Source organism: Bradyrhizobium sp. IC4060, from assembly GCF_020193715.1.
GTDB lineage: Bacteria > Pseudomonadota > Alphaproteobacteria > Rhizobiales > Xanthobacteraceae > Bradyrhizobium > Bradyrhizobium yuanmingense.
Genome location: NZ_JADYVJ010000007.1, coordinates 74,692 through 98,349 on the forward strand (window position 1 = coordinate 74,692; position 23,658 = coordinate 98,349).

A 23,658-nucleotide genomic window follows, 5' to 3' on the forward strand; every position below is an offset into this window, starting at 1 on the left:
CCGGGCCGGCGCACGATATCTGCTGGCTAAACCGCAGCTCGAGGGGCAGGATATGAATGCGCCACACACATACGCCCCCACGCAGGCCGACGGCGTCATCGACTGGCTGACCAACGGCACGCGCGACGAGCGCTACATCGATAATATCTTTGCGCAGATGTGCATCCGCCTGCAGCAGGCGGGCATTCCGCTCAAGCGGTCGACGCTTCACGTGATGATCCATCATCCGCAATGGCTGGGCGCCCGCATGATGTGGTCCGACGGCAAGCGCGAGGCGGAGATCACGCTGGCCGACTATGACGTTCGCGAGCGGTCCGAATATATCGGCAGCTCCGCCAACGAGATCCATGACGGTGCCGACGAGGTCCGCGAAAAGCTCGAGCAGGATACCTCGCTCGGTCGCAAGCATGCTCTCTATGACGACATGCGGTCGCTGGGCATGACCGACTATGTGGCCTGGCCGCTGCTGCACACGCTCGGCAAGCGCCACGTCGTGACCTTCGCCACTGATCGTCCCGGCGGTTTCGAGGATGTCCACATCGCCGGCCTGAAGAAGCTGTTGCCGGTGCTGGCGCTGGTCAGCGAGATCCGCATCAAGAATCGCCTGGCGCGCACGCTGCTGGAAACTTATGTCGGCTCCCATGCCGGCGAGCTGATCCTGGCCGGCGCCACCAGGCGCGGCACCGGCACGACGGTGCGCGCCGCGATCATGATCTGCGACCTCAGGGACTTCACCAAGATCTCCGACAACTGGCCGCGCGACGATGTCATCGACCTTCTCAACGACTATTTCGACGCGATGTCGGAGCCGATCGCGCGGCACGGCGGCGAGATCCTGAAGTTCATCGGCGACGGGCTGCTCGCCATCTTCCCGCTGCATCAGCCGAACGCCTGCGCCAATCTTCTGCATGCGGTGGCCGAGGCGAGGGGAGCCATGGCCGCGCTCAACGATCGGAACAGCGCGACCGGCCGCGCGCCGCTGAACTACGGCATCGGCGTCCACGTCGGTGATGTCATGTACGGCAATATCGGATCTGCCCAGCGGCTGGATTTCACGGTGATCGGCCCGGCCGTCAACATGGCCTCCCGCCTGGAGGCGCTGACCAAGACGCTCGGCAGGAATGTGCTGCTGTCACGCGATTTCGCCGAGCTTGTCGAGAAGGAGTTCGCATTGGAGCATGTCGGCCGGCACGAGGTGCGCGGCTTCAACGCCCCGATCGAGCTCTATGCCTATCCGGCTCGCGCTATTTCCGGTTAGTTCCGGGGGCGTTCGGCAGGGCCTGTTGGCCCCCCTGGGTCTGCCTGGCCGGATCGTTGTCGCCCGGCCTCACCGTTGACGACTTCGCCGGTGCATTGGCGCCGCCGTTGTTGGCGTCCGATGACGTATTGAGGCTGGAGGCGCCCGCGCCGGTCGTGCCGCCGGTGCCGGTCGAATTGATGCCGGAGCCCGTCCTCGACGGCCCCGCGCCGCTTTGCGCGAAGGCGGAAGGGGACGAGGCGAGCGCCGCGATGAGCCCTGCTATGACGAGTGCTTTCATGTCCGCTCCTGTGCTCGGCCTGGTGCATGATCCGGACCCGGAGGGCCGCACAGCGCAAAGTGCGCAGCGGTTTTCCGAAAAGATCATGCTCAAACAATAACCTGGAGCGCGATGACGGTTCATCCTAATCGCATCGCGCTCTAGGCGGCCCCGGCCCGGCATCCGGGGGCGGGCTTGAGCCGGGGCCGCCATTTGCCGGAATGGTGAGACGCCGGCGAAGGGCCAATGCGCAGGAACGCGTGGTCGTTCCAAATCCGATGGTGCGGCCGCAAACCCGCTGAACTACGCCGACCAGCGATCCTGCTCTTCCTGGTGGGCCTGCTCGTTCAGCCGGTCGGCGATCTCGTCCGCGATCTGCTCGGTCTCGGCCGAGGCCACCGGCTCGCCCTTGTGTGTCTTCAGCTTGTCCTTGTCGGCTTCGATCGGAAAATCGTCGGGTCTCAGTCCGTTCGTCTTGTTCATGGTGCGCCTCACTGTCTCCAGTTGGGGAAAACACACGTGAAGGGCCGATCGTTGCTTTGAGGGTGAAGCCGCTGGACCAGGCGGCGTCAGGCGCCGCCGACTGCCCGCGTGATGGTGCCGCTCCCGCCGCAGGTGGCGCAAGGCGCGCCGTCGATGCGTCCCTTGCCGTGACAATCGGGACAGACGTCGTCGCCGGTGCCCTTGGTTCCGGGCGGAGCTTCGTCACCGGGATTGAGCGCTGCTTGCGTGGGAATCTTGGCGTCTTGTGCGTGGGCAGCCTTGGTCTTGGTCATCTGCGCCTCCTCGACAACACCGCAACGCGCCTTGCCGCAGAAAGTGCCAATCGGAGTTCGCAGCGCAGTCAACGGAACCGCGCCGCTGTTCTCGCTACTTCTCGACTGCGCCCGTCCAGTCCTTGAAGCCGCCGACGTTGTAGACGTTCTCGTAACCCATATCCTTCAAGAGCTTGCCGGCCAGCGCCGACCTGCCGCCGGATGCGCAATAGAGGATGACGGTCTTGCCCTTGTCGAACGCCTTGTCGTGATAGGGCGACTCCGGGTCGGCGCGAAACTCCAGCATCCCGCGCGAGACGTTCACGGCGCCGGCGATCTTGCCGCTGGCGGCGACTTCCGGCGCATCGCGAACGTCCACGACCAGCGTGTTGCCCTTGTTGATCATCTCGGCCGCCTGCTCCGAGGTGATCTTCGGGACCGCCGCGTTCGCAGCTTCCAGCATTTGCTTGACACTCGTTGCCATAAATTCTCTCCGGATTTTCTTCTGCCGCCCCATAGGAGGATAGCACATCGATCTGGACATCGCTCCTGGATAAGCTTGTCCCGCCGGAGTCAGAGGCCGGAGGTCCGGTTGCCAAGGCCGGATTGTCCGACTAGCCTTGCCGAAGCTACGCCCAAACGGTCTCTGGCCGCACCTTCATGCCCAAATTTCTCCGCATCGGTGTCCATCAGTCCAACGTCTCCGGATACACCTCGAAGGCGTGGTGCGTCAGACGCGTCGGCGCGGCGGTCTTCCTGAAATGGGGCGCGGTGGAGGTGCAGGGCGCCGGCGCCGGGCGCAAGGTCTACTGGTCGCGGTCGCCGCAGGAGAAGACGATCCGTTGCGGCACCGCGCAGCGCGCGCAGGAGTACACGAAAGCCGCGATCGCGCGGCGCCGCAATCACCGCTATGAGCCGCTGACCGGACCCATCGCGAACCGGCGCCGGTCGGCTGCCCGCGCCGCCGAGCTCAAGCAGGCGCTCGCCACCATCCTCATCGTGGACATCGTCGGCTCCACGGCGAAGGCAGCCAAGCTCGGCGATGCGCGCTGGACCAAGGTGATAGGCCATTATTACGCGGCGGTCCGCAAGGAGCTGAAGACGTGCCGCGGCAAGGAGGTCGTGACCACGGGGGACGGCGTGCTGGCGACCTTCAGGAAACCCGCTGCCGGCATCGCCTGCGCGGCCGCGATTCAGAAAGCCGTGCGCACGCTCGGCCTCGAGATCAGGGTGGGTCTCCACGCGGGCGAATACACCATCAGCGGCGGCGAAATGGTCGGCCTCGCGTTCCACATCTGCACCCGGGTTGCAGCGAAAGCACGCGCGGGCGAGGTGCTGGTTTCGAGCGCGGTAAAGGAACTGATGGCGGCGCAGTCCGCAATCAACCTGAGGGAGCATGGCCAGCACCGGCTCAAGGGGGTGCCCGAAAGGTGGCGGCTGTACCGGGTGGAGGGCTGAGGGCATCGCGGCGCAATAAGCCTTGCGAGGCTGCGCCTCAGTCACAGCCCCTGGATTCAAGCTTCCGCCTTCATGTTTGCGAAACGGTCCCGCAAATAGGCGGCGAAGGGACGCCTTCCCTCATCCTGGCTCCAACTGTCGATCGCAAGGCGAAAAGCTCCGATTGAGACCATCGCGACTATGCGGAGTGCCGTTCGCCGCTTGGGCTGCGGCCACATCGTGCAGAGCGCGTCGAAGACCGCCTGTTCCTGTTGGGCGTATTTGGTGGCCTCGCGGGCGCGAAGCGTCTCGTTGGTGCGGATGAACCGGTCGATCTCCATCATTTGTTTCCGGGCCTGGACGTCCTCGTAGGACGCCGTGAGTCTGACCAGTGCATTCTTCACCGCTTCGAGCGGCGGCTGCTTGGTCGATTGCTCCAGAACGGCGCGCCCTATGGCTTCGGCGAGACCGCCCTGCCAGGCCAGGATGATGTCTTCCTTCGACTTGAAATAATAGAAGAAGGTCCGACGCGAAATTCCCGCTGCCTCCGCGATGGCATCGAGCGTCGTCGCCTCATAGCCGTTCCGAAGGAAGAGCCTCAGACCGGTGTCGGTGATCCGTCGCAACGTTTCGCGGCGCTTTTGCTCCCTCAGTCCCTCGCTTTTCGGTGATGGGTCGTCTCCGTCCTGTTTCGACACACAACGGCCTCATTCAAAATTACACTCAGTGCGATAAAATTCCGCATCAAGTGCGAAATTACTGCATGTGAGGCCGGCCAGCAAGGCTCGGGCCGATTCGAGGCGTCCAAGACCAGCGAACTGGATCAAGATGACTGCAGACAGGGACGGCCCGGCGAACGACCGGGATGCCGATGCTTCGCGTTGCGATTTCCACGATGCCGAGGCCGGCTTGCTGCAAGCGGCGGCCGGGAAGGACCAGCGCACGCGCAGCTCCGGCAACATCGAGCTTCTACGCCGCAATCCTGCCGGTTACGTCGCCTCCAGCCATCGCCAGGGCGCGCCGCACCGGCCTCGCCGTGCAATCAGCAGACCTCGCAGGAGCCTGCAATCCGTCCCCCGGACGATACATGACGCGCGAGCCCGTCATGCCGGCGAGCAGCGCCTCGACGGCGCCGTGCAAGGCTCGCCAAGGGAACGTGACCAGCGTCGATTTGTCGCTCGGACCCTCGCGCGCGCGGTGAAGGCCATACGTTCGCCGTATCTCGGCAATTTCGGCGTTCTCATCCTGCTGTGCGCCATCTCGTTCCATCCCTGCTTCGATCTGGCGAACGTCGTTTCGAACAGCTTCCTCTGTCTCGGTGCGAAGGCGGCGTTCGCCGCGACCGTCAATCTCGTGGTGGACGACTGGACCCCGACGATCCAGGCCTTTCTGGCCGGCCGCCTTCTGCGCTGGATTGGCCTCAGCCTTCTGCTCGCGCTGCTCCCCGTGCTGACCGTCATCCGCGCCGGGACGCTGGCCAAGCTGCGGGCGCTAGCCGCCCTCTTGCTTGTCCGGCTGCGCGGGATCCTCAGAGCTTCGCTGCGGCCACTGAATCGCGCAGCGCGGGAGGGCCGCGGCGCAGGTGTCGTTCACGAGAAGGTCAACAGGCTCGGGCGGCACAACGCTTGAAAATTACACTAGGTGTAATTTAACTGGCCCGATGTGATGTTGTGCCGTGGGAGATGGCCCGATGCCTGGTTGGAGTGCGAGCGATATTCCGTCCCAGCGGGGGCGTTGCGCCGTTGTCACGGGCACGGGTGGCCTGGGTTACCAAGATGCGCTGGCGTTGGCGCGTGCGGACGGCGAAGTGATCATTGCCGGTCGCAATGCCTCGAAGGGAGCAGACGCCGTCGCGCGGATCCGATCCCGTCAGCCCAACGCGAACGTCCGGTTCGAACGGCTCGACCTTGCGGATATTCATTCGGTGCGGGCCTTCGGCTCCCGTTTGCGTGGCCAACGGGACAGTCTCGACCTGCTCGTCAACAATGCCGCGGTCATGATGCCCCCTGTCCGGCAAGTAACGGCCGACGGGTTCGAAATGCAGTTCGGCACGAACCACCTCGGCCATTTCGCGCTGACGGCCGAGCTTCTGCCGCTGCTGCACAAGGGCGTCGAGCCGCGCGTCGTCACCGTGTCCAGCCTGGCAGCGCGCAGCGGAGCGATCGAGTTCGACAATCTGCAGGCTGAGCGTCGCTACCAGCCGATGCCGATCTACAGCCAGTCCAAGCTTGCGAACCTGATGTTTGCGTTCGAGCTGCAGCGACGCAGCCGGAGGTTCGGCTGGGGCATCACCAGCGTTGCGGCCCATCCCGGCGTATCGCGGACCGACCTCATTCCGAATGGCGCCGGCCGGATGAGCCTTCCCGGCCTGGCGCGGACCGCCCTCTGGTTCCTGTTTCAGCCGGCGGCGCAAGGTGCGCTGCCGACGCTGTTCGCGGCGACGTCGCCGGACATCGTCCCCGGCGGCTATTACGGTCCGGACAAGTTCGGCGAAATCCGCGGTTCGCCGTCCGTGGCCCGCGTGCCGCCGCAGGCCGATGACGATGCGGTGGCGTCTCATCTGTGGGATGTCTCGGCAAGACTGACCGGCGCTCGCTTAGCGACGGAGTCGTCCCGCACCCAGGCGAGGACGGATCTGTGCACTTGAAGCGGCCTCGCGCAGGTCCGCCATTCCGAGGCCCGGCGGCCGCGTAGAAAGACGAAGCAGAGGACTCCAACATGACCCGTCGAAATCTGGTGATGATCGCTTTGGGAGTTTGCCTGATGAGTGCTCCAGTCCACGCTACGCCGCCGAACAAGGTGCTCGGCACCTGGAGAATGGTCTCCGCTCAGATCGATCCGGAAGGAAAGAACCTGCCGGCCTATGGCGCGCGGCCGAACGGGCTGCTGACCTTCACGCCGGACATGCACTTCATCGAGGTGCTGACCGACTCGGACGTCCCGCGCTTTGCCTCCAGCGTGCGGGGCGAGGGCACGGACGCGGAAAACCGCGCGGCCATGGCCGGCAGCATCGGCTTTTTCGGCACCTACACGGTGGATGAGAACGGCGAGTTCAGCGGCAACAAGGTCGAGGGCTGCACCTTTCCGAACTGGATCGGCAGCGTTCGGACGCGGAAGGAATTGCGTCTGGTGGTCGACGGCGACGTCATGACCGAGAATTTTGAACGACCTGACGGCACGAAGATCCGCATCACGTTCGAGCGGGTCCGCTAGCGCCGTTCACGCCGACGGCGTTACCTTCGGCTCCGGAAAGGGGCAGGGCGATCGCATATGGGAGCGATCTCGCCTGTGGCCATTCTTCGAGACGCCCGCCGTTAGCGGGGCGTTGAAGGACGAGGCGCGCGCTCAGCTCGCGCAAAGCACCATATGCAATAGTCCTGGGAGAGGGGCTCGGCCCGACCGTCGCCGCCTTGATGTTGACATTCAGCTTCAACCTGCTGACGAGTCTGGGGCTTGGCGAATCCGCCAAGCTGATGCTGCAGGGTGCGATCATCGGCCTTGCAGCGGCCGCATATTCGGCAAGGCGCCAGTCATGATTGCCTCGATATCGGAACGAGAACGGATGCGGCCGCAGCCGCGATGACAACAGGAGAGATGACATGACCGATGTGATGGCTGGAGCCGAACCATTCTTCATGCAGGGCAAGGGGCCTGCGGTCCTCGTGCTCCACGGCTTCACGGGAACGACGCAAAGCATGCGGTATCTCGGCGAAGAGCTTCACCGGCGCTTCGGCTTCACCGTCAGCGGGCCTCGCCTGCGGGGCCACGGCACCTCACCGGACGACATGGAAACGACCGGCTATCTCGATTGGCTCGCGTCGGCGGAGCAGGCGCTTCACGAGCTGGCTGGCCAGGGCACCAAGGTCTTCGTCACCGGCCTGTCCATGGGAGGCACGCTGACGCTCAACCTAGCCGCACGTTTTCCGAACATCGTCGCAGGCGCCGTGCCGATCAACGGTGCCGCCGGAATCTTCGATGGCGCGATGGCCGAGCTCGTATCGGACGGCGCGGCGCCGAAGCGCGTTCCCGGCATCGGATCGGACATCAAGGCCGCCGGCGTCAAGGAGCTGGCCTATCAGGAGGTGCCAGTCGCTTGCCTCCGGCAGGTCCACGTCCTGATTGCTGCGACCGAAAGCCTGCTGCGCAAGGTCAGCTGTCCCACGCTCGCCATTCATTCCAGAGAGGACCACGTCGTGCCGGCGGCCAATGGCAAGCGAATCGCGCAGGAGGTCAGTTCCAACGACGTGCGCCTGCTTTGGCTCGACAATTCCTATCATGTCGCCACGCTCGATAACGACAAGGATCTGATCGTAGAGCGCTGCGGACGATTCATCTCGGAAATCGCCGGGGCGGCGCCTGGATAGAACAGCGCTTCTGCATACGGCGGTCGTAGAATGATGGGCTTGAGATCCTACGATAGCCGCTTTCGCATCTTCGGGCTGGCTCAGCCTTCGAACCGCCAGTTCGCCGGCACCCAGCGATAGCCGTCGTCCGTCTTCCTGATGTTGCCGATGCCCGGAAACGGGAAATGGAATCCAAGCACCGGGATGCGGTCCGTCGCAGCGCGGTCGAACAAGCGCCTGCGCGACTGCAACGCGGTATCGGGATCGAGATCCGGCCCGGGCCGCCAGGCATTGTCGATGTTGAGTAGGGGGCTATAGGCGGCATCGGACGTGATCAGCAATGCTTGCGCGCCGGAATGCACCAGGATCGCCGACATGCCCGGCGTGTGGCCGCCGGCGGCGATCGTCGTTATGCCCGGCAACAACTCGCTGCCCGGCCGGTACAGCACGGCAGACTTGGCGACGGGCGCCACGCTTCGCTTGATATTGGCGATGAAGGCGCGCCGGAAATCTTCCGGCATGGGCAGCCGCGACAGGTCAGGCTCGTTACGGATGAAGAACGCAAAATCGTCCTCGGGAAGATGGACCGTCGCCTTCGGAAAAGCGCTCGATCCGTCGGCGCGGCTGAGATTGCCGACGTGATCGGGATGGGTATGCGTGATCACGATGGCGTCGATGTGCTCGGGCTCCACGCCGATCGCCGCAAGATTGCGGAATAGATGTCCGCCATCGGGGCCGAGCGTTTGCGCTGCACCTGCCTCGATCAGGATTCTCCTGCCACCGGTTTCCAGCAGAAGCGTGTTCAGGTTGAGCGTGAAGGTGTCGGTCGGCAGGAACGCATCGCTCAGCGTCCTGCCGAGTTCCTCCGCCTGGGCGGTGTGGGCATAGATGCGCGGATTGCCGCTCAGCGTGCCGTCGCTGACGACGGTTGTCTTGATATCGCCGATCCGAAAACTGTAGTGGCCGGAATTGGCCCTGCCAGCAGGCGTTTGCGCGATCGCGGCCGGCATGCCCAGCAGCGGCGTCATCGCTCCGGCCGCGCCGCCTGCGAGCATTATGCGGCGGCTGATGTTCAGAGGTGATGGCATACGGCTTCTCCGGCCTATCGCGGTGGGGTCTGTGTACGATGATCTGGCATCATCCACAAATGTCATGATAGAATTTACATTATGCGTTCGATGGATTTGGCGAAAGTCGACCTCAACCTGCTGGTGGTGTTGCATGCGCTGCTCGAGACCGGCAGCGTCACGCGCGCCGCTGAGCGTCTCGGCAGCAGCCAACCCGCGATCAGCCGTGCGCTGGCAAAGCTGCGGCGCCTGTTCGGTGACCGGCTGATGGTGAAGGCGGCAAGCGGCATGACGCCGACGCTGCGCGCCGAGGCGATGCGCGAGCCGCTGGCGACCTTGCTCGGCGGCGTCGAGACATTTCTCCACAAGCCGAAATTCGATCCTTCCGCCACCGACCGCGTCTTTCGCATCGCGACGACCGATTATGGGGCGCTCGCCATCCTGCCCAATGTCGCCGCCCACTTTGCGCGCGAGGCACCCGGGGCGGCGGTCGAGGTCGTCAGCTTCTCGCGTGATGTGTTCCGCATGCTCGCTGACGGTCAGGTCGATTTCGTGCTGTATGCCGATAATCCGGTATCCGGCTCGTTTCGGGCGCGCGAGCTGTTCCGCGAAAATTTCGTGACGCTGGTCCGGCAAGGGCATCCTTTGCTCAAGCAGATGCGCGGGGCAAAGGACGTGCTGCCGATCAAGCTGTTCACGGCCTGCCCGCACATCGTGGTCAGCATTTTTGGCGGGCAGGGCGGGCCGATCGATACCGCATTGGCCGAGCGCGGCTACAAGCGGCACGTCGCGCTGCGTGTTCCATATTTCGCAACGGCCGCGGTGATCACGGCTGCGTCGGATTACCTGGTGACCATGCCCTCGCGGGCGGCCCGGCAGCTTGCGCCGCGGCTCGGTCTCGTGATGCTGAAACCGCCGGCGCAGGTGACGCCCTACGGCTATCGCCTGCTCTGGCACGAACGAAGTCACGACGATCCCGGCGCGGTCTGGTTGCGCCGGCTGGTGGTCGATTCTGTCAAGTCGGGCGCCGCCTAAACCAAAACATGGAGCAAGACGCCGCAAAGCGTGCTCGTCATGAATGTTGCTCCCGATGTCGGAACCCGGGCCGGCCGTTCGTCTTGAATCCAAGCCGCCTCGAACCGGAGTTCTGCGTAAATGGCCCCGCGCGCCAATTGGAAAGGCTTCCTGAGACTGTCCCTCGTCACCTGTCCCGTGGCGCTCTATCCCGCCACCTCCGAGAGCGAGAAGATCTCGTTCAACCAGCTCAACCGGCAGACCGGCCACCGCATCAAATACGTGAAGGTGGACGCGGAGACCGGCGACGAGGTGACGAACGAGGACATCGTCAAGGGCTATGAGCTCGAGAAGGGCCAATACATCGAGGTCTCCAAGGAAGAGCTCGAGGAGATCGCGCTGGAGTCCACGCGCACCATCGAGATCGACGAGTTCGTCGACAAATCGGACATCGACGCGCGCTATCTGATCCGCCCCTATTACATCCGGCCCGACGGCAAGATCGGCCACGACGCCTTCGCGGTGATCCGCGAGACCATTCGCGAGATGAACAAGGTCGCGATCGGGCGCGTGGTGCTGACCAACCGCGAGCACATCATCGCGCTGGAGCCGATGGACAAGGGCCTCGTCGGCACCCTCTTGCGCTACCCCTACGAGGTGCGCAGCGAGGCCGAATATTTCGACGACATCCAGGACGTGAAGGTCACCAAGGACATGCTCGATCTCGCCCGGCACATCGTCAACCAGAAGGCCGGACGCTTCGCGCCCGAAAAGTTCGAGGACCATTACGAGACCGCGCTGATCGACCTGATCAACGAAAAGCGCGCCGGCAAGGTGATCCGGCCGAAGGAGCGGCCGAAGGGCGAGAACGTCGTCGACCTCATGGAGGCGCTGCGGCGGAGCGTCGGCAAGGAAGTCGGGAAGCAGGCCGCGCCCGCGAAGGCGGACAAGCCGGCGAAGAAGCCGAGGAAGGCGGCGGCCGGCCAGAAGGAGATGCTGATGCCGATCGCCGGCAAGAAGGCGGCCGCCAGGGAGACGTCCGCGAAAAAGCCGGCCGCAGGGGCGCGGCGGAAATCGGCATGAAGCATCCCGTGACGCCGGACTTAAATCGAAAACACGCCCTATGCCGCTTGGTACGCGAAGGTCCTAGTCGCAGGCCTCAAAGGCCCTCGTCAGGGCACTCCGGACATGTATCGCCGATCGAATCGAGGACATCGTTGATCTCTGCGACGGCCTGATCGGCAGAGACGCCGTCCGGCGGATCCTGGCGCGCAAGCACGACCGCGCGATGGCGCGCGTGCGGGTCGGCGCGGTCCCTGGCCCAGCCGTGCTCCTCGCATTCGCAGATCGCGCCGGCCTCGTGCAGCACGTGGGTGGCCCATCCCCGTAAGGTCCGGATCGCCGGCCGTCTTTCCCTGGTCATCAGCATGCGAGATTGCTCCTGCGGGACGAATCCGTGCCGCCGCCACATCGTTCCGGGCTGTTAACACGGGTCAGAGATTCCCAAACGGCAGGGCTGGGCTTGTCCACGTGTTCCGGATGAAGGGGAGCGCGCGTTGTGACGCAGCGTCTGTATGCGTTGCAAGCACCCAGCAGAGCCAGGCAGGTTTCCTCCTGAGGAACCCTGGTGCTGAGAGGCGGCTTAGTCGTCATCGGTTTCGGAGGAAAAGCCATGGTCATTGATGCGTTCGCTGGCACCACGCCGGTGTTTCTCCCTGAGCAGTTCTTCGTTGGTCGCTTGGAAGGATGGGCGGTGGTCGAGAGTCTCGTCGGCGGGCTGTTGAAGCGGGCGACGATCACGGCGCATGGCGAATTGGACGCGGACACCGACACTGTCGTTCTGACTGAAACCTACACCTTTGATGACGGCCATAGCGACACGTTGCGCTGGACGATCCACAAGCTGGGCGAAGGCCAATACACCGGCCATGAGAACCGCCTGGAAGGCGAAGCCACCGGCGAGCAGGCCGGTTGTGCATTCCATTGGATGTACACGCGCGACACGCCCCAAGGCGATGGAAAGTCGTTCAAGCTGAACTTCGATGATTGGTTCTATGCGATCGATGACCGCGCCTGCATCGTGCGCGGATCCGCCGGGCGCGCGGGCATTCCGTTCGCGACGGCGCATGTGACGTATCGGAAGCTTTAGGTTCGCCCGACGCGGGCTGCAGCCCCGCTCTCCGGTGCGCACTTCTTTCTCGAACTTAACATTTTTGAATCGCGAAGGCACCGAAGCAAAGTACGGTGGGCGTTTTCGCGGCAGTGAATCTTCTGGCGCTGATTGAGCCAGAGCGGGGGCCGGGGCGTGAATTTCCAGGTTACGGTCTTGAAGATCCTGGTGAGCTATCCGGATGGCTTTGCCGTCATGGAAGACCTCAAGCGCGACATGGCGATCCTGGCGACCAGCGGCCGCGATTGGGCCGACCGGACGAGGCGTCTTGCCAGCTGGGTGCCGGACCTCGACATCTTTTCACAGGGGCTGGTCGAGCGCATCAGCGGTGGCTGGAGACTGACGTCGAAGGGGCGAGACATCTTGGCGTTCATGGAAGCCCGACCGGTACCAAGCGAGCCCAGCCTGGCGGCCCCGGTCGATGAGACGTCCCAGCCGGTATTGGAGATTGCTCCGCTTTCCCCGCTGCCGCAGCCAGCCGACCGGGCCAAGCGTCGGCGCGAGCGCCGAGAGCGCCGCCGCGAAGCCCGCGAACGGGCGCGGGCGAACGCCTACTGAACCGGGATTGAGGTCGGCAACGAACTAGCGGTCCATCGCCGCGCTCGAAGGGGCGCCAAGCCGGCGGCGACGCGGAGGCGACGGGGTGCTAACCACCCCATCTCTCGTAAGGATTATGACCTGGCTCTGGTTGATCATCATAGTGCGGGGCCGGTTGACGGCGGTCCGGCCGTGCCGGTGAATAAGCCCAGGCCGCAGTACTCCCAGTCGTCAGAACACGAGGATGCGCTTTTGCATGGTGCCGATGGACCTGGCCTGCCACCGCGGCGCTGACGGGGGCCCACAGGATAATCAAAAGGCTCAAAACGAGACCCGATCGCATGGGAGTTTCTCCGATAGACCTACGATGATGAGTTAGATGAGCCTCGGTCCACGCCCTCGCAATCGGTGACGCCTGCAAGACTGGTAACGTCCTCGGCATCACGCGCGGGTTGGCGGTCGAATTCGTGCGAATCTGTAAACCCCGCACTCGGCTTCATGCTGGCAGTTGCGTCACGGTTTGGAGTCTTTCGTCTCCGGGGTGCGTCACGCGATGATGAGCACACCGATTTGCCATTCGCGCAGGCGTGATTGTTCACCCACGTGTTTTTCCCGAGCGCATACCCACCTAATGCTCAACCAAGAAATTCGAAGGAAGCGCATTTCAACAGAGCAGCCGGTTCGAGTCAGCGCGAATGCTCCGCACGAAAACAACAGCCGTTCGGAGCACGACCATGACTGGATTCAGGACCTTTGTTATTGCAGCGATGATGTCGATTGGCGCGATAAGCTCTGCAAGCGCCCAGTGCCCATTGTGGGCGACTCAACATCCAGATTTGTTTCAGGCGCAATATCCCGATCGGGATGTGTTGAACGACTGCGAATTGACGCCAGCAGGCAGAATGGGCCTGGAACGCCCTGGCGGCGCGGCTCCCTTGTTTGGGCCCAACAGGGCCTACCAGACAACGCCTGGCGTTGCCCAGCACCGCGGCTTTCACCACCGATCGCGGTGAGTATCTGAAAATGGATCCGGATGGTCGGATTCCGGCGGAGAAACCGTAGCGCGCCAAGTCGAAATGATCAGAAATCAATCCGCGCACCTTCGGTACGCGACCGTTTTCAGCGATTCCTGAGTGCTGTCGGGACCAATCAAATGCGAGTCGATTAAGTCATTGGTTTCGCGTCCGTCGCCAAAAGATCGCGAGTCGTTTTAGGTCAATTCCAAAGATCTGCTAGTCGAATGGGTGATGACGCTAGATCTTGGGTTGGATGCCGCGATTTGTTGTCCAGATGTCGTGGTCTTGTGGAGCTGGGTGCTGCGAGCGCGGCCCGCAATGAACAACCTGCTCGAGGAAAACCGTCGGGGCCAATTTAGTACAAGTCGTCTGAAGCGGTGGAACGCTATCGAGAGACCGATGTGCGATCGTCGAGCGCCGCGCCGGTCGAGGCTTTATAGTCGGGACGGGCCCAGGGGAGCGCAACAGCCTCCTCGATCGCGAGAGATGAGCGGGGCTCCGCCTTAGCTATTCTGCGGTCGCGCAGACCGCATCGCAGCGATTAGGCCGCCTTGCAGAAGTGCACGGAAGCACAGCGCGGGCAGCGCACCTCGGAAGAAGGAGGCGATGCTCACGAACTTACCGCAGGGCGTGCCTGACGTGGCCACGCGCATAGAACGACGCACTTCATCGACTCTATCCTCGAGGCGAACGGCAATGCGCCCCCGCTGCTCCAGACCAATGGTTGCAGAGTGCGGCGGTTAGCTGCAGCTCAGCGGTAACGGCAGGTCGGGATGCAACTCGTACCAGTCGTAGCAATCTGGATAGGCGCCGTAGAATCCATAGCCGCCTCGGCGGAAGTGGTGAAACGCGTGCTGGCGCAGGCCTACGTCATGACCACCGAAGCCAAGGTGCTCGCCGCCGAACCGGGCGCCGCCGGCAGAATCTCCCTCATGGCCCATGCCGCCGAAATGCGCGCCGCCGCCGAAGGCCGCATGTCCACCGCCGAAGCCTGCATGTCCGCCGCCAAAGCCGCCACCGCCAAAACCACCGCCGTGGCCACCGCCACCACCGCCGCCATGGGCATTGGCCGCGCCAACGGCGAGCGTCGAGGCGAGTGCTGCTGTCGCCAGAATCATGATTGCACGTTTCATGGATGACTCCTCTTGTTGCGCTGTCCGGCCATGTTCCGCGCGAGGTTGCCGATGGCCGGGTCAGTGATGAGGGAGAGGTAGGTCCGGTACGAGGCGATCCAACTGAATTCGATGTCAGAATATCAGGCAAGCCGCTCGCGAAGAGCGTCTCGCGGATCGGCGCGACGCACGCGTAGGAGCGGGCCGACCAGCGCGGTCCGCTCCTCGTTATTGCAAAACGCGGCGAAGCTATAGGGCAGGCCGCGTCACCCAATCAGTACTAGCTGCCTGTGCCCGGCTCGCACGGTACGTTGTTGCCGGTCCACGGCGCGGTTGCAAAGGCGCCGACGCGCGGCGCCGGAACGCAGGCGCGCTCGCCCGGATAATGGAACGGCGTGGTCGCCGCGACTGTATCGGCGGCCACGTCGGGCCGCTGCGCGGCGCGCTGGTGCTCGCGCGCCATGACTGGGCCACCCAGCATTGCGGCCGCGATCAATCCTATCGACAATAGTTTGGACGTGGTCATTCGCTCTCTCCTCTGACGACATCAGGCCGATCAAGCCGGCTCAGCGACGATGTGTGAACGATCGGCCACGTTTCCAACGCACGTTTTGCTCACTGCATTTCAACCGCCCGAGAGCCGCTGCGGTGTCGCAACCACGATCGTGCGAATGCATAACATCCGTGGTCCCTGAGACGACGGCACGTGTGTTGACGGCATATGTTCGATCCAGTCGGTTGGCAGCGGAGCGCGGAAGATGATCATTGCATTTGTAACACGCGTGGTGCGGGTCCCCGTGCCGTTGGCGGCACGCACAGCCGACAACATGAACCGCAATTTAGTGGCGCGGTGCGCGCGGCAGAGCTACCTCATAGCGCAGCGGGCGACCGGCAACAGGCGGCATCAGCGACGCGCGTCCGACGTACGCGGGCACTGAGCATGACACGGCCCGACGCCGTACCCGTGCTGCCCAACCGCGCGTCGAGACGCCGTGGGAATTATGGTACGAGGCTCATGACCCGGATTCTCCTGATTGAGGACGACACTGAAACCGCCGAGGCGATCCTCGCCGAACTCGGCGATCGCGGCTTCGAGGTGCAGTGGGCCGGCAACGGCGTCGACGGTCTCGAGCGCGCGCGTGCGTCGAGCCCCGATGCCATGATCGTCGATCGCATGCTCCCGGGAGTTGACGGGCTGACCGTCATCGAGGTGCTGCGCAAGGAGCAGGTGAGGACGCCCGTGCTGGTGTTGAGTGCGCTTGGCGCCGTGAATGACCGGGTGCGCGGGTTGCGCATGGGCGGGGACGACTATCTCACAAAGCCGTTCGCGCTCATCGAACTGGTTGCGCGAATCGAGGCGCTGCTGCGCCGGCCGAGCGACAGCCGCGAAACCATCCTGCATGTCGGGCCCCTCGAGCTCGATCTGATCGAGCGCACCGCGCGACGCGGCGAGCGCAGGCTCGACCTGTTGCCGCGCGAATTCCGCTTGCTCGAGTACATGATGCGCCGGAGCGATCAGCTCTTGACGCGCGCGATGCTGCTCGAGGAGGTCTGGAACTACAAGTTCGTTCCGGCGACCACCAACTTGATCGACGTGCATATGGGCCGGCTTCGTCACAAGGTGGACGGTCCCGGGGAGACACAGCTCATCCACAATGTCCGAGGCTCCGGCTTCGTCCTTCGCTCGCGGTAGGAGAGACGGGCGATGCAGCAGACACAGTTGATCCGCTCCAGCACATTTCTCTGGGCTCTGGCCGTGGCGGCGTCCTTTGCGCTGTTCGTGGTCGCCTTGTTCGCCTTCATCTACTGGAAGCTCGATGCCTATCTGGTCGCGCGGTCCGATCGCATGATCACCACGCAGATCCACTTCGTCGCGAAATTGTCCCCGGCCCGCCGCGTCAACGCCATCGCGGATCACCTCGCGCAGGATTCCAGGGGCGTTCAGTACGCGGGACTGTTCGATGCTGCCGGCAAAAGGCTGGCCGGGAATATCGACCGCCTGCCGCGCGAACTCGGGCTCGATGGGGCGGCGCAGGGCGTGCAACTCGATCTGCTGGAGAAGCCGACGGCGCATGGTCCCGTCGTCAGGGTGGTCGGCAGCCGTCTCGAGGACGGCGATGTCTTGGTGATGGGACGGAACGTCGACGAGACGCGCGAGATATCGAGCGTGGTGGGCCAGGCCCTGGCCCTGGGTCTGCTGCCGGCCTTCAGCCTCTGCCTGCTTGCGGGTGCCTGGCTGAGCTTGCGCGCCCAGCGACGCGTAGAGGAGGTCAACCAGCGGGTCCAGCGCATCGTGGCCGGCGAGCTGCGCGAGCGGCTTCCGGAGGGCGGGACGGACGACCCGTTTGCGCGGCTGGCCAGGATCGTCAACGGCATGCTCGACGAGATGGAGACGATGATCAATGCGCTCGCCGGCGTCGGCAACGACATCGCTCATGATCTCAGGACGCCGCTGACCCGCGTCCGTCTGGCGCTGGAGCGCGGCCGGACCCATGCGGCGACGCTGGAACAGCTGCAGGACGTTGCGGACAAGGCCATCGCCGGCATCGATCAGTCGCTCGCGATCGTCACGGCCTTGCTGCGCCTGACAGAGATCGAGAACAACCGCCGTATGGCCGGGTTTGGCGACGTCGCGCTCGACGAGATTCTGCGGGAGGTGTGCGACGTCTACGACCCGATCGCCGAGGACAAGCATGTCGGGCTCGGCGTCGTCACCGAGTGCAATGTGCAGGTGTGGGGTGACCGCGACCTGCTGTTCGAGGCAGTCGCCAACCTCGTCGACAACGCCATCAAGTTCACGCCGTCCGGCGGGCGGGTGGACCTCGCCCTGCAGGCGGAGGACGAGACCGCGCTGGTGCGCGTTAGCGATACCGGGCCCGGCATCAGCGAGCAGGAGCGCGAAGCAGTGCTGCGGCGGTTCTACCGCTCCGACAAGATGCGCAATACGCCGGGCGTCGGGCTTGGACTGAGCCTGGTGGCGGCGATCGTCAAGCTGCACGGCTTCCGGCTGATCATTGGCCCGGCTCCCGGTGGGCGGATCGAGATCCTCGCCTGGACCGGGAGTGCGGGCAGGCCCATCGCGCGCCGGTCACGCGCATTGCTGCACGCAGACGCCGGCCAGATGGGATGAGCCAAATGACGTGTGGTGCCTCCGAGATCAATCAGCCGGCCCGGACTATAGGAGTGACAAATGCAGACGAGCCATGAGGTGGTGTGCCGCGATCCTGTTGCCGTGCCGATCGCAGCGGTGTCGACGCCGTTCCTCACCGCCTATTCCGCCGCAATCCGGCGCTACGAGCTACTTGAATCAGGTCAGGAGCAGCAGCTGGCGCGTCGCTGGCAGGAAACGCGGGACCGGCGCGCCGCGGATGCGCTCGTCACCAGCCATCTTCGGCTCGCCGCCAAGTTGGCGAGGGGTTACAGGGGATACGGTCTGCCGCTGGTCGATCTGATCGCGGAAGCGAACCTCGGCCTCGTGATCGCGGCGTCGCGCTTCGAGCCCGGGCACGGCGCCCGATTCTCCAGCTATGCGATCTGGTGGATCAAGGCCACCATTCACGACTACATCCTGCGATCGTGGTCCCTGGTCAAGATCGGGACGACGGCTGCGCAGAAGAAGCTGTTTTTCAAACTCAGCGGCGAGATCAGGAAAGCCACCAGCAGTGCGATGGCCGGGCTCACACCCGACGTCGCCGAATTGATCGCCGGGAAGCTCGAGGTGACGGCGCGCGAGGTGATCGAGATGGACGCGCGACTCCACCGCGACATGTCGCTGAACGCGCGCGTCGGTGACGAGGACGGTGGAACCGAGCTGGAGGCCCTGCTGGTCGATGGTGCGGTCGACGCCGAGACGATGCTTGCCGATCACGACCAGACGGAGCAGCGCAGCAGGGCTTTGCGCGCTGCACTGGACGGGCTCGCGCCGCGGGAGCGTCATATCTTCGAGGCGCGGCGCCTGAAGGAATGTCCTGTTACGCGCGATCAGCTCGCCCGAGAGCTGTCCATATCCAGCGAGCGGGTTCGGCAGATCGAGATCCGTACCTTCGCCAAAGTCAAACGGGCCGTCGTGAACGCCGCGCATGATGTGTCACACGCCGCCGCGTGCAGCGACTGAATTCGTTTTCATTTGAACGGAGGCGCGGCCGCCCTCACTTGTCCGACGATCCTGCGTAACCCTGTTTCAGGCAGACCAATCATGGGAATTGTTCGCTTCGCGCTGCGGCTTCCGCATACTTTCTACGTGCTTGCGGCGTTGATCCTGTTCCTCGGCGGCATCGCAATTCGCTCGATGCCGACAGACATCTTTCCGGAGATCCGGATTCCCGTCGTCACTGTCATCTGGAGCTACACCGGCCTTTCCACGCCGGAGATGGAACAGCGCGTCAGCACCTACAGCCAGTATTCGATCAGCGCCAATGTCAGCGGTATCAAGAATATCGAGGCGCAGACCCTCAACGGCTTGTCGGTTCAGAAGATCTACTTTCAGCCGGACGTCAATCTCGATCTCGCGATCTCGCAGATCGTCTCGGCGACCAACGCCATCCGCGCTCTGATGCCTCCCGGCATCCAGCCGCCGATCATCGTGCAGTTCAATGCCTCAAGCGTGCCGGTGCTCCAGCTCAGCCTCGAATCGAACAACCTGAATGAGCAGCAGCTCTACGATTTCGGCATCTACCGGGTCCGCCAGCAACTGGCTCCCGTTCCAGGCGTGACCCTGCCCACGCCTACCGGCGGCAAATACCGCCAGATCATGGTTGACCTCGATCCGAACAAGCTGCTGGCGCGCGGATTGACACCGCTCGACATCGTCAACGCAGTGAACACGCAGAACCTGACGCTGCCGACCGGCACGACCAAGATCGGCGACACCCAGTACACCGTTCGTACCAACGCGACGCCGGCGACGATCCAGGATCTCAACATGATCCCGGTGAAGTTCGCGAACGGGGCCACCATCTTCCTGAAGGACGTCGCCCAGGTCCGCGACGGCGCCCAGGTTCAGCAGAACATTGTGCGCGAGGACGGCCACCGCGCCGTCCTGCTCAGCGTCATCAAGAACGGCAATGCCTCCACGCTGGCCGTCGTCAACGGCGTGAAAGCGGCCTTGACGTCGATCCGCGCGTCGGCGCCCGCGGGGCTGAAGGTGAACGAGCTGTTCGACCAGTCAATCTTCGTCACACACTCGGTCGATGGTGTGCTGCGCGAAGGCGCGATCGCGGCGGGCCTGACGGCATTGATGATTCTGGTGTTCCTGGGATCGTGGCGATCGACGCTCGTCGTCCTGATCTCGATCCCGCTGGCGATGCTGTCCTCGCTGATCGTCCTCTATTTCCTCGGCGAGACCCTCAACACCATGACGCTCGGCGGCCTTGCTCTTGCCGTCGGTATTCTCGTCGACGATTCGACGGTGACGATCGAGAACACGCACCGGCTCTGGACCGAGGAAGGCATGCCGCTGCCGGACGCGACTCTGCACGGAGCCGCCGAAATCGCCATTCCGACGCTGGTCTCGACGCTCGCGATCAGTTGCGTGTTCATCTCGGTCGTATTCCTCGAGGGCCCGGCCAAATATCTGTTCACGCCACTTGGCCTTGCCGTGGTGTTCGCGATGCTGGCGTCTTATGGCCTGTCGCGGACGCTGACGCCGATCACCATTGGCCTGCTCCTGAAGGGCGAGCAACGTCATGGCGAGGGCAATCGGCCGTCAAACATCCTCGCACGCGCCTCCGCGGCATTCGAGCGCGGTTTCGAACGCCTGCGCGACGGCTATTCCGATCTGCTGCTGAAATTGCTGCGGCACCGCGCAGTGATACCCGTCGTCGCCCTGCTGGTGCTGGCGCTCGGTGCCACGATGTTCGCCTATGTCGGCCAGGACTTCTATCCCCTGATCGACGGCGGCCAGATCCAGCTCCATGTTCGCGCCCCCGCGGGCACGCGGATCGAGCGGACGGAAGCGATCTTCCAGGCAGTTGAGGACAAGATCCGCGAGGTCATTCCCGAGCACGACCGGGCGCTGATCGTCGATAATATCGGCCTGCCGGCGCGGCCCTATAACCTTGCTTTCACGGACGGTTCCACCATCGGGGTGAACGACGGCACCATTCTCGTGTCGTTGAAGGAAGGGCACCAGCCGACGGCGGATTACATCAGGAGGCTGCGGCAGGTGCTGCCGAGGGCATTCCCGGAGGACACGTTCTATTTCCAGGCGGCCGATATCGTCACGCAGATCCTGAACTTCGGTCTCCCGGCGCAGATCGATGTCCGCACGGTCGGTTACGGCAACAACAATCTCGCCGTCGCCAAGGAACTGCAAAAGAGTCTCGCCGCGATCCCCGGCGTGGTCGATGCACATCTGCAGCAGGAGGTCGATGCTCCCGCATTCTACGCCGACATCGACCGCACCCGCGCCGCGCAACTCGGTCTCAATGCGAGCACGGTGGTAACCAACATCAATGTCAGCCTCTCATCGTCCGCGCAGGTCTCGCCGAACTTCTGGACGGATCCGACTTCCGGCATTCCCTATTACCTGGCTGTGCAGACGCCAGAGTACAGGACCAATTCGCTGAACGCGCTGGGCAATACGCCGGTTTCGGCCTCGCTTGCCGCAAGCGGGCAGACGGTGCCGGGCCTGCTCAGCAATGTTGCGACCTTCAAGCGGGGCACCGTTCCGACCAACTCGAACCAAGCCAATGTGCAGCCGGTTTACGATGTCTATGCGAGCGTGCAGGGCCGTGATCTCGGCAGCGTCGCGGCTGACATCGAGAAGGTGACGTCCACGCTGCAGAAGCAACTCCAGCCGGGCAACTCGATCCAAGTTCTCGGCCAGATCCAGAGCATGCACCAATCGTTCCGCGATCTCTCCCTTGGACTGCTGTTCGCGGCCATCCTCGTCTACCTGCTGATGGTCGTGAACTACCAGAATTTTGGCGATCCCTTTGTCGTCATCCTGGCACTGCCGGCGACATTCTGCGGCATCGTGACGATGCTGTTTATCACCGGGACGACGCTGAACGTGCCTTCGCTGATGGGAGCCATCATGGCGATCGGCGTAGCCTCCGCGAACTCCATCCTGCTCGTGACATTCGCACGCGACGAGCAATTGAAGGGGCATTCGGCATTCCAGGCGGCGCTGAGCGCAGGCCGGACGCGAATCCGGCCCGTGCTGATGACCGCGGCGGCGATGATCGTCGGCATGATCCCGATGGCGATCGGCGGGCCCGGCGAGGAGCAGAATGCAGCGCTCGCGCGGGCGGTCATCGGCGGTCTGCTGTTTGCAACACCGACTACTCTGCTGATCGTGCCTTATCTCTTCGCCATGCTGCGCAAAGGCAACGACGGCAAGCCTCATCATGGGGTATTCGAGGAGCAACCGGAATGAGTGACGTTCGCGCAAGGACCGATGACGACGGGGCGACACACCGCCCGGGGGCGGAGAGCCTCCGGATTGTGGAATTGCCGGGAAAGGGCCCTCGATCCGGACGCCGTTACGGCGGCGCGCTGCTCGGCGGAGGCGTGCTCCTCATGCTTGCGTGCGGTCTCGGCATCGGCGGCTGGCGGCACTATGAGGCCATGCGTGGCGTTGCCGCTGTGGCAGAACAGGCTCGAACCAACCTTCCCGAGGTTCGGGTCGCGACGGTGAAGCCCGGAGGCGACATCATGAAGGTGAGCCTGCCGGCAACGACGACCGCGTTCGAGGCGGCCAACATCTTCGCGCGGACCAGCGGCTACATCGAGAAGCGCTACGTCGATATCGGCGATCGGGTCAAGAAGGGCGAGCTGCTCGTGGAAATCACTGCGCCCGAGCTCGACCAGCAGATCGCGCAGGCGCAAGCGACGCTCGCGCAGGACCAGGCCGCGCTTCAGCAGGCGGAGGCAAGCCGGGAACTGGCCGACGTGACCAACTCGCGCGACAGCAATCTCGTCAAGCAGGGCTGGTTGACGGCACAACAGGGCGACAACGATCGTCTCACCCTGCGCGCGCAGCAAGGCGCGGTGGGTGTCGCCCAGTCGAATATCACGGCGCAGGAAGCGCAGATCCGAGTTCTTCAGCAGGAGAAGTCCTATCAGCGTGTAGTGGCGCCATTCGACGGTGTGGTCACGCAGCGTAACGTGGACAACGGCAGCCTGGTATCAGCCGGGTCCACCTTCATGTTCACGCTGATGCATTCCGACGTGATCCGAACCCAGGTGTTCGTGCCACAGGACGAAGCGTTCGGCGTTGGCCCAGGCGTCGATGCGGATATCCGCGTCCCCGAGATTCCGGGGCGGACGTTTGCGGGCAAGGTCACGCGGATCGCAACCGCGCTGCAGCCGGGAAGCCGGACGCTGCTAACCGAGATCGACGTGCCCAATCCGGATGGCCTGCTCAGTCCGGGCATATATTGCACGGTCGAACTATCGATCCCGCGCAGGACAGCATCGACGACGATCCCATCCGATGCGCTCGTCTTCGACCAGAACGGCCTCCATGTCGTGGTTGTGCGCAACAACACGGTCCATTTTCAGCAGGTCTCGATCACCCGGGATTTCGGCACCACGGTGGAAGTGCGCGACGGCGTGCAGCCCGGCGACCAGGTCGTGCTCAATCCCGCGGTCAATCTGGCGGAGGGAAGCAAGGTCACCGTTCGCAAGAGCGAGGCGAGCTAGGACGCGAAAGATGATGCGAATTGTACTCGCAGCGGCGACGGCGT

The 23,658-nt window shown here is 63.8% G+C and carries 25 protein-coding genes; 17 read left to right on the forward strand and 8 right to left on the reverse strand.

The features are described 5' to 3' along the window. Positions 1-52 precede the first annotated feature (52 nt). Positions 53-1,258, forward strand: a complete 1,206-nt coding sequence (locus tag I6F16_RS22730) for an adenylate/guanylate cyclase domain-containing protein (protein ID WP_225114029.1) — start codon at positions 53-55, stop codon at positions 1,256-1,258. 56 nt (positions 1,259-1,314) lie between these two features. After that, positions 1,315-1,638 carry a hypothetical protein gene (locus I6F16_RS22735; protein WP_225114030.1) on the forward strand — a complete coding sequence of 108 codons (324 nt, stop codon included), beginning with the start codon at positions 1,315-1,317 and terminating at the stop codon, positions 1,636-1,638. Between the two features lie 182 nt (positions 1,639-1,820). Here I6F16_RS22735 and I6F16_RS22740 read toward each other — a convergent pair whose 3' ends face one another. The 3 genes from I6F16_RS22740 to I6F16_RS22750 form a co-directional block, all read right to left on the reverse strand. After that, the gene (locus I6F16_RS22740; RefSeq protein WP_225114031.1) at positions 1,821-2,000 is read right to left on the reverse strand and encodes a hypothetical protein; all 180 of its coding nucleotides are present in this window, start codon (positions 1,998-2,000) and stop codon (positions 1,821-1,823) included. Between the two features lie 86 nt (positions 2,001-2,086). Further along, positions 2,087-2,293 carry a hypothetical protein gene (locus I6F16_RS22745; RefSeq protein ID WP_050991724.1) on the reverse strand — a complete coding sequence of 69 codons (207 nt, stop codon included), beginning with the start codon at positions 2,291-2,293 and terminating at the stop codon, positions 2,087-2,089. A 94-nt stretch (positions 2,294-2,387) separates the two neighbouring features. Then, positions 2,388-2,756, reverse strand: coding sequence for a rhodanese-like domain-containing protein (locus I6F16_RS22750; RefSeq protein WP_036011668.1), 369 nt, complete (start codon positions 2,754-2,756; stop codon positions 2,388-2,390). Between the two features lie 176 nt (positions 2,757-2,932). Between I6F16_RS22750 and I6F16_RS22755 the strand changes: the two genes are divergently transcribed. Next, on the forward strand, positions 2,933-3,730 hold the full coding sequence (locus tag I6F16_RS22755) for an adenylate/guanylate cyclase domain-containing protein (protein ID WP_225114032.1): 798 nt from the start codon (positions 2,933-2,935) through the stop codon (positions 3,728-3,730). 56 nt (positions 3,731-3,786) lie between these two features. Here the strand turns inward: I6F16_RS22755 and I6F16_RS22760 are convergent, their stop codons facing one another. Continuing rightward, positions 3,787-4,335, reverse strand: a complete 549-nt coding sequence (locus I6F16_RS22760; protein ID WP_225114033.1) for a TetR/AcrR family transcriptional regulator — start codon at positions 4,333-4,335, stop codon at positions 3,787-3,789. 283 nt (positions 4,336-4,618) lie between these two features. Between I6F16_RS22760 and I6F16_RS22765 the strand changes: the two genes are divergently transcribed. The 5 genes from I6F16_RS22765 (at position 4,619) to I6F16_RS22780 (ending at position 8,073) form a co-directional block, all read left to right on the forward strand. Then, on the forward strand, positions 4,619-5,338 hold the full coding sequence (locus I6F16_RS22765; RefSeq protein ID WP_225114034.1) for a hypothetical protein: 720 nt from the start codon (positions 4,619-4,621) through the stop codon (positions 5,336-5,338). A gap of 61 nt (positions 5,339-5,399) precedes the next feature. Continuing rightward, positions 5,400-6,356 (forward strand): oxidoreductase, encoded by a 957-nt coding sequence (locus I6F16_RS22770; protein WP_036011654.1) that lies wholly within the window; start codon positions 5,400-5,402, stop codon positions 6,354-6,356. Positions 6,357-6,472: 116 nt separating this feature from the next. Then, positions 6,473-6,922: a lipocalin-like domain-containing protein gene (locus I6F16_RS22775; protein ID WP_225114035.1), complete on the forward strand. Its 450-nt coding sequence runs from the start codon at positions 6,473-6,475 to the stop codon at positions 6,920-6,922. 200 nt (positions 6,923-7,122) lie between these two features. Further along, complete coding sequence (locus tag I6F16_RS38050) at positions 7,123-7,245, forward strand: hypothetical protein (RefSeq protein WP_260345905.1); 123 nt, start codon at positions 7,123-7,125, stop codon at positions 7,243-7,245. A 63-nt stretch (positions 7,246-7,308) separates the two neighbouring features. After that, positions 7,309-8,073, forward strand: a complete 765-nt coding sequence (locus I6F16_RS22780) for an alpha/beta fold hydrolase (protein ID WP_036026712.1) — start codon at positions 7,309-7,311, stop codon at positions 8,071-8,073. An 80-nt stretch (positions 8,074-8,153) separates the two neighbouring features. Here I6F16_RS22780 and I6F16_RS22785 read toward each other — a convergent pair whose 3' ends face one another. Continuing rightward, entirely contained in the window at positions 8,154-9,080 is a 927-nt protein-coding gene (locus I6F16_RS22785) for an MBL fold metallo-hydrolase (protein WP_225114058.1), read from the reverse strand. Between the two features lie 150 nt (positions 9,081-9,230). Here I6F16_RS22785 and I6F16_RS22790 point away from each other — a divergent pair, with 150 nt between their 5' ends. Beyond that, positions 9,231-10,154: a LysR family transcriptional regulator gene (locus I6F16_RS22790; RefSeq protein ID WP_158284441.1), complete on the forward strand. Its 924-nt coding sequence runs from the start codon at positions 9,231-9,233 to the stop codon at positions 10,152-10,154. Between the two features lie 120 nt (positions 10,155-10,274). Next, positions 10,275-11,216 (forward strand): Ku protein, encoded by a 942-nt coding sequence (locus I6F16_RS22795; protein ID WP_225114036.1) that lies wholly within the window; start codon positions 10,275-10,277, stop codon positions 11,214-11,216. A gap of 76 nt (positions 11,217-11,292) precedes the next feature. Here I6F16_RS22795 and I6F16_RS22800 read toward each other — a convergent pair whose 3' ends face one another. Beyond that, entirely contained in the window at positions 11,293-11,562 is a 270-nt protein-coding gene (locus I6F16_RS22800) for a hypothetical protein (protein ID WP_109145159.1), read from the reverse strand. Between the two features lie 243 nt (positions 11,563-11,805). On the opposite strand from I6F16_RS22800, the gene I6F16_RS22805 reads away from it, so the two are divergent. Together I6F16_RS22805 and I6F16_RS22810 are read left to right on the forward strand one after the other, a co-directional pair. Then, positions 11,806-12,282, forward strand: a complete 477-nt coding sequence (locus I6F16_RS22805) for a DUF3833 family protein (protein WP_225128733.1) — start codon at positions 11,806-11,808, stop codon at positions 12,280-12,282. Between the two features lie 156 nt (positions 12,283-12,438). Continuing rightward, positions 12,439-12,861: a hypothetical protein gene (locus tag I6F16_RS22810; protein WP_225114038.1), complete on the forward strand. Its 423-nt coding sequence runs from the start codon at positions 12,439-12,441 to the stop codon at positions 12,859-12,861. Positions 12,862-14,596: 1,735 nt separating this feature from the next. On the opposite strand, the gene I6F16_RS22815 is transcribed toward I6F16_RS22810, so the two are convergent. Further along, the gene (locus I6F16_RS22815) at positions 14,597-14,989 is read right to left on the reverse strand and encodes a hypothetical protein (protein WP_225114039.1); all 393 of its coding nucleotides are present in this window, start codon (positions 14,987-14,989) and stop codon (positions 14,597-14,599) included. Positions 14,990-15,248: 259 nt separating this feature from the next. Further along, the gene (locus I6F16_RS22820) at positions 15,249-15,494 is read right to left on the reverse strand and encodes a hypothetical protein (protein ID WP_036035837.1); all 246 of its coding nucleotides are present in this window, start codon (positions 15,492-15,494) and stop codon (positions 15,249-15,251) included. Between the two features lie 489 nt (positions 15,495-15,983). Between I6F16_RS22820 and I6F16_RS22825 the strand changes: the two genes are divergently transcribed. The 5 genes from I6F16_RS22825 to I6F16_RS22845 all read left to right on the forward strand — a co-directional run bounded on the left by I6F16_RS22825 (position 15,984) and on the right by I6F16_RS22845 (position 23,614). Beyond that, positions 15,984-16,661 carry a response regulator transcription factor gene (locus I6F16_RS22825; RefSeq protein ID WP_192893334.1) on the forward strand — a complete coding sequence of 226 codons (678 nt, stop codon included), beginning with the start codon at positions 15,984-15,986 and terminating at the stop codon, positions 16,659-16,661. Positions 16,662-16,673: 12 nt separating this feature from the next. Continuing rightward, on the forward strand, positions 16,674-18,098 hold the full coding sequence (locus I6F16_RS22830; protein WP_225114040.1) for an ATP-binding protein: 1,425 nt from the start codon (positions 16,674-16,676) through the stop codon (positions 18,096-18,098). Positions 18,099-18,158: 60 nt separating this feature from the next. Next, a complete protein-coding gene (gene rpoH / locus I6F16_RS22835) occupies positions 18,159-19,082 on the forward strand; it encodes an RNA polymerase sigma factor RpoH (RefSeq protein WP_225114041.1) in 924 nt (307 codons plus the stop codon). 81 nt (positions 19,083-19,163) lie between these two features. After that, complete coding sequence (locus I6F16_RS22840) at positions 19,164-22,346, forward strand: efflux RND transporter permease subunit (RefSeq protein ID WP_225114042.1); 3,183 nt, start codon at positions 19,164-19,166, stop codon at positions 22,344-22,346. Continuing rightward, positions 22,343-23,614, forward strand: coding sequence for an efflux RND transporter periplasmic adaptor subunit (locus tag I6F16_RS22845; RefSeq protein ID WP_036026697.1), 1,272 nt, complete (start codon positions 22,343-22,345; stop codon positions 23,612-23,614). The genes I6F16_RS22840 and I6F16_RS22845 overlap by 4 nt, the downstream gene beginning before the upstream one ends. Positions 23,615-23,658: the final 44 nt, after the last annotated feature.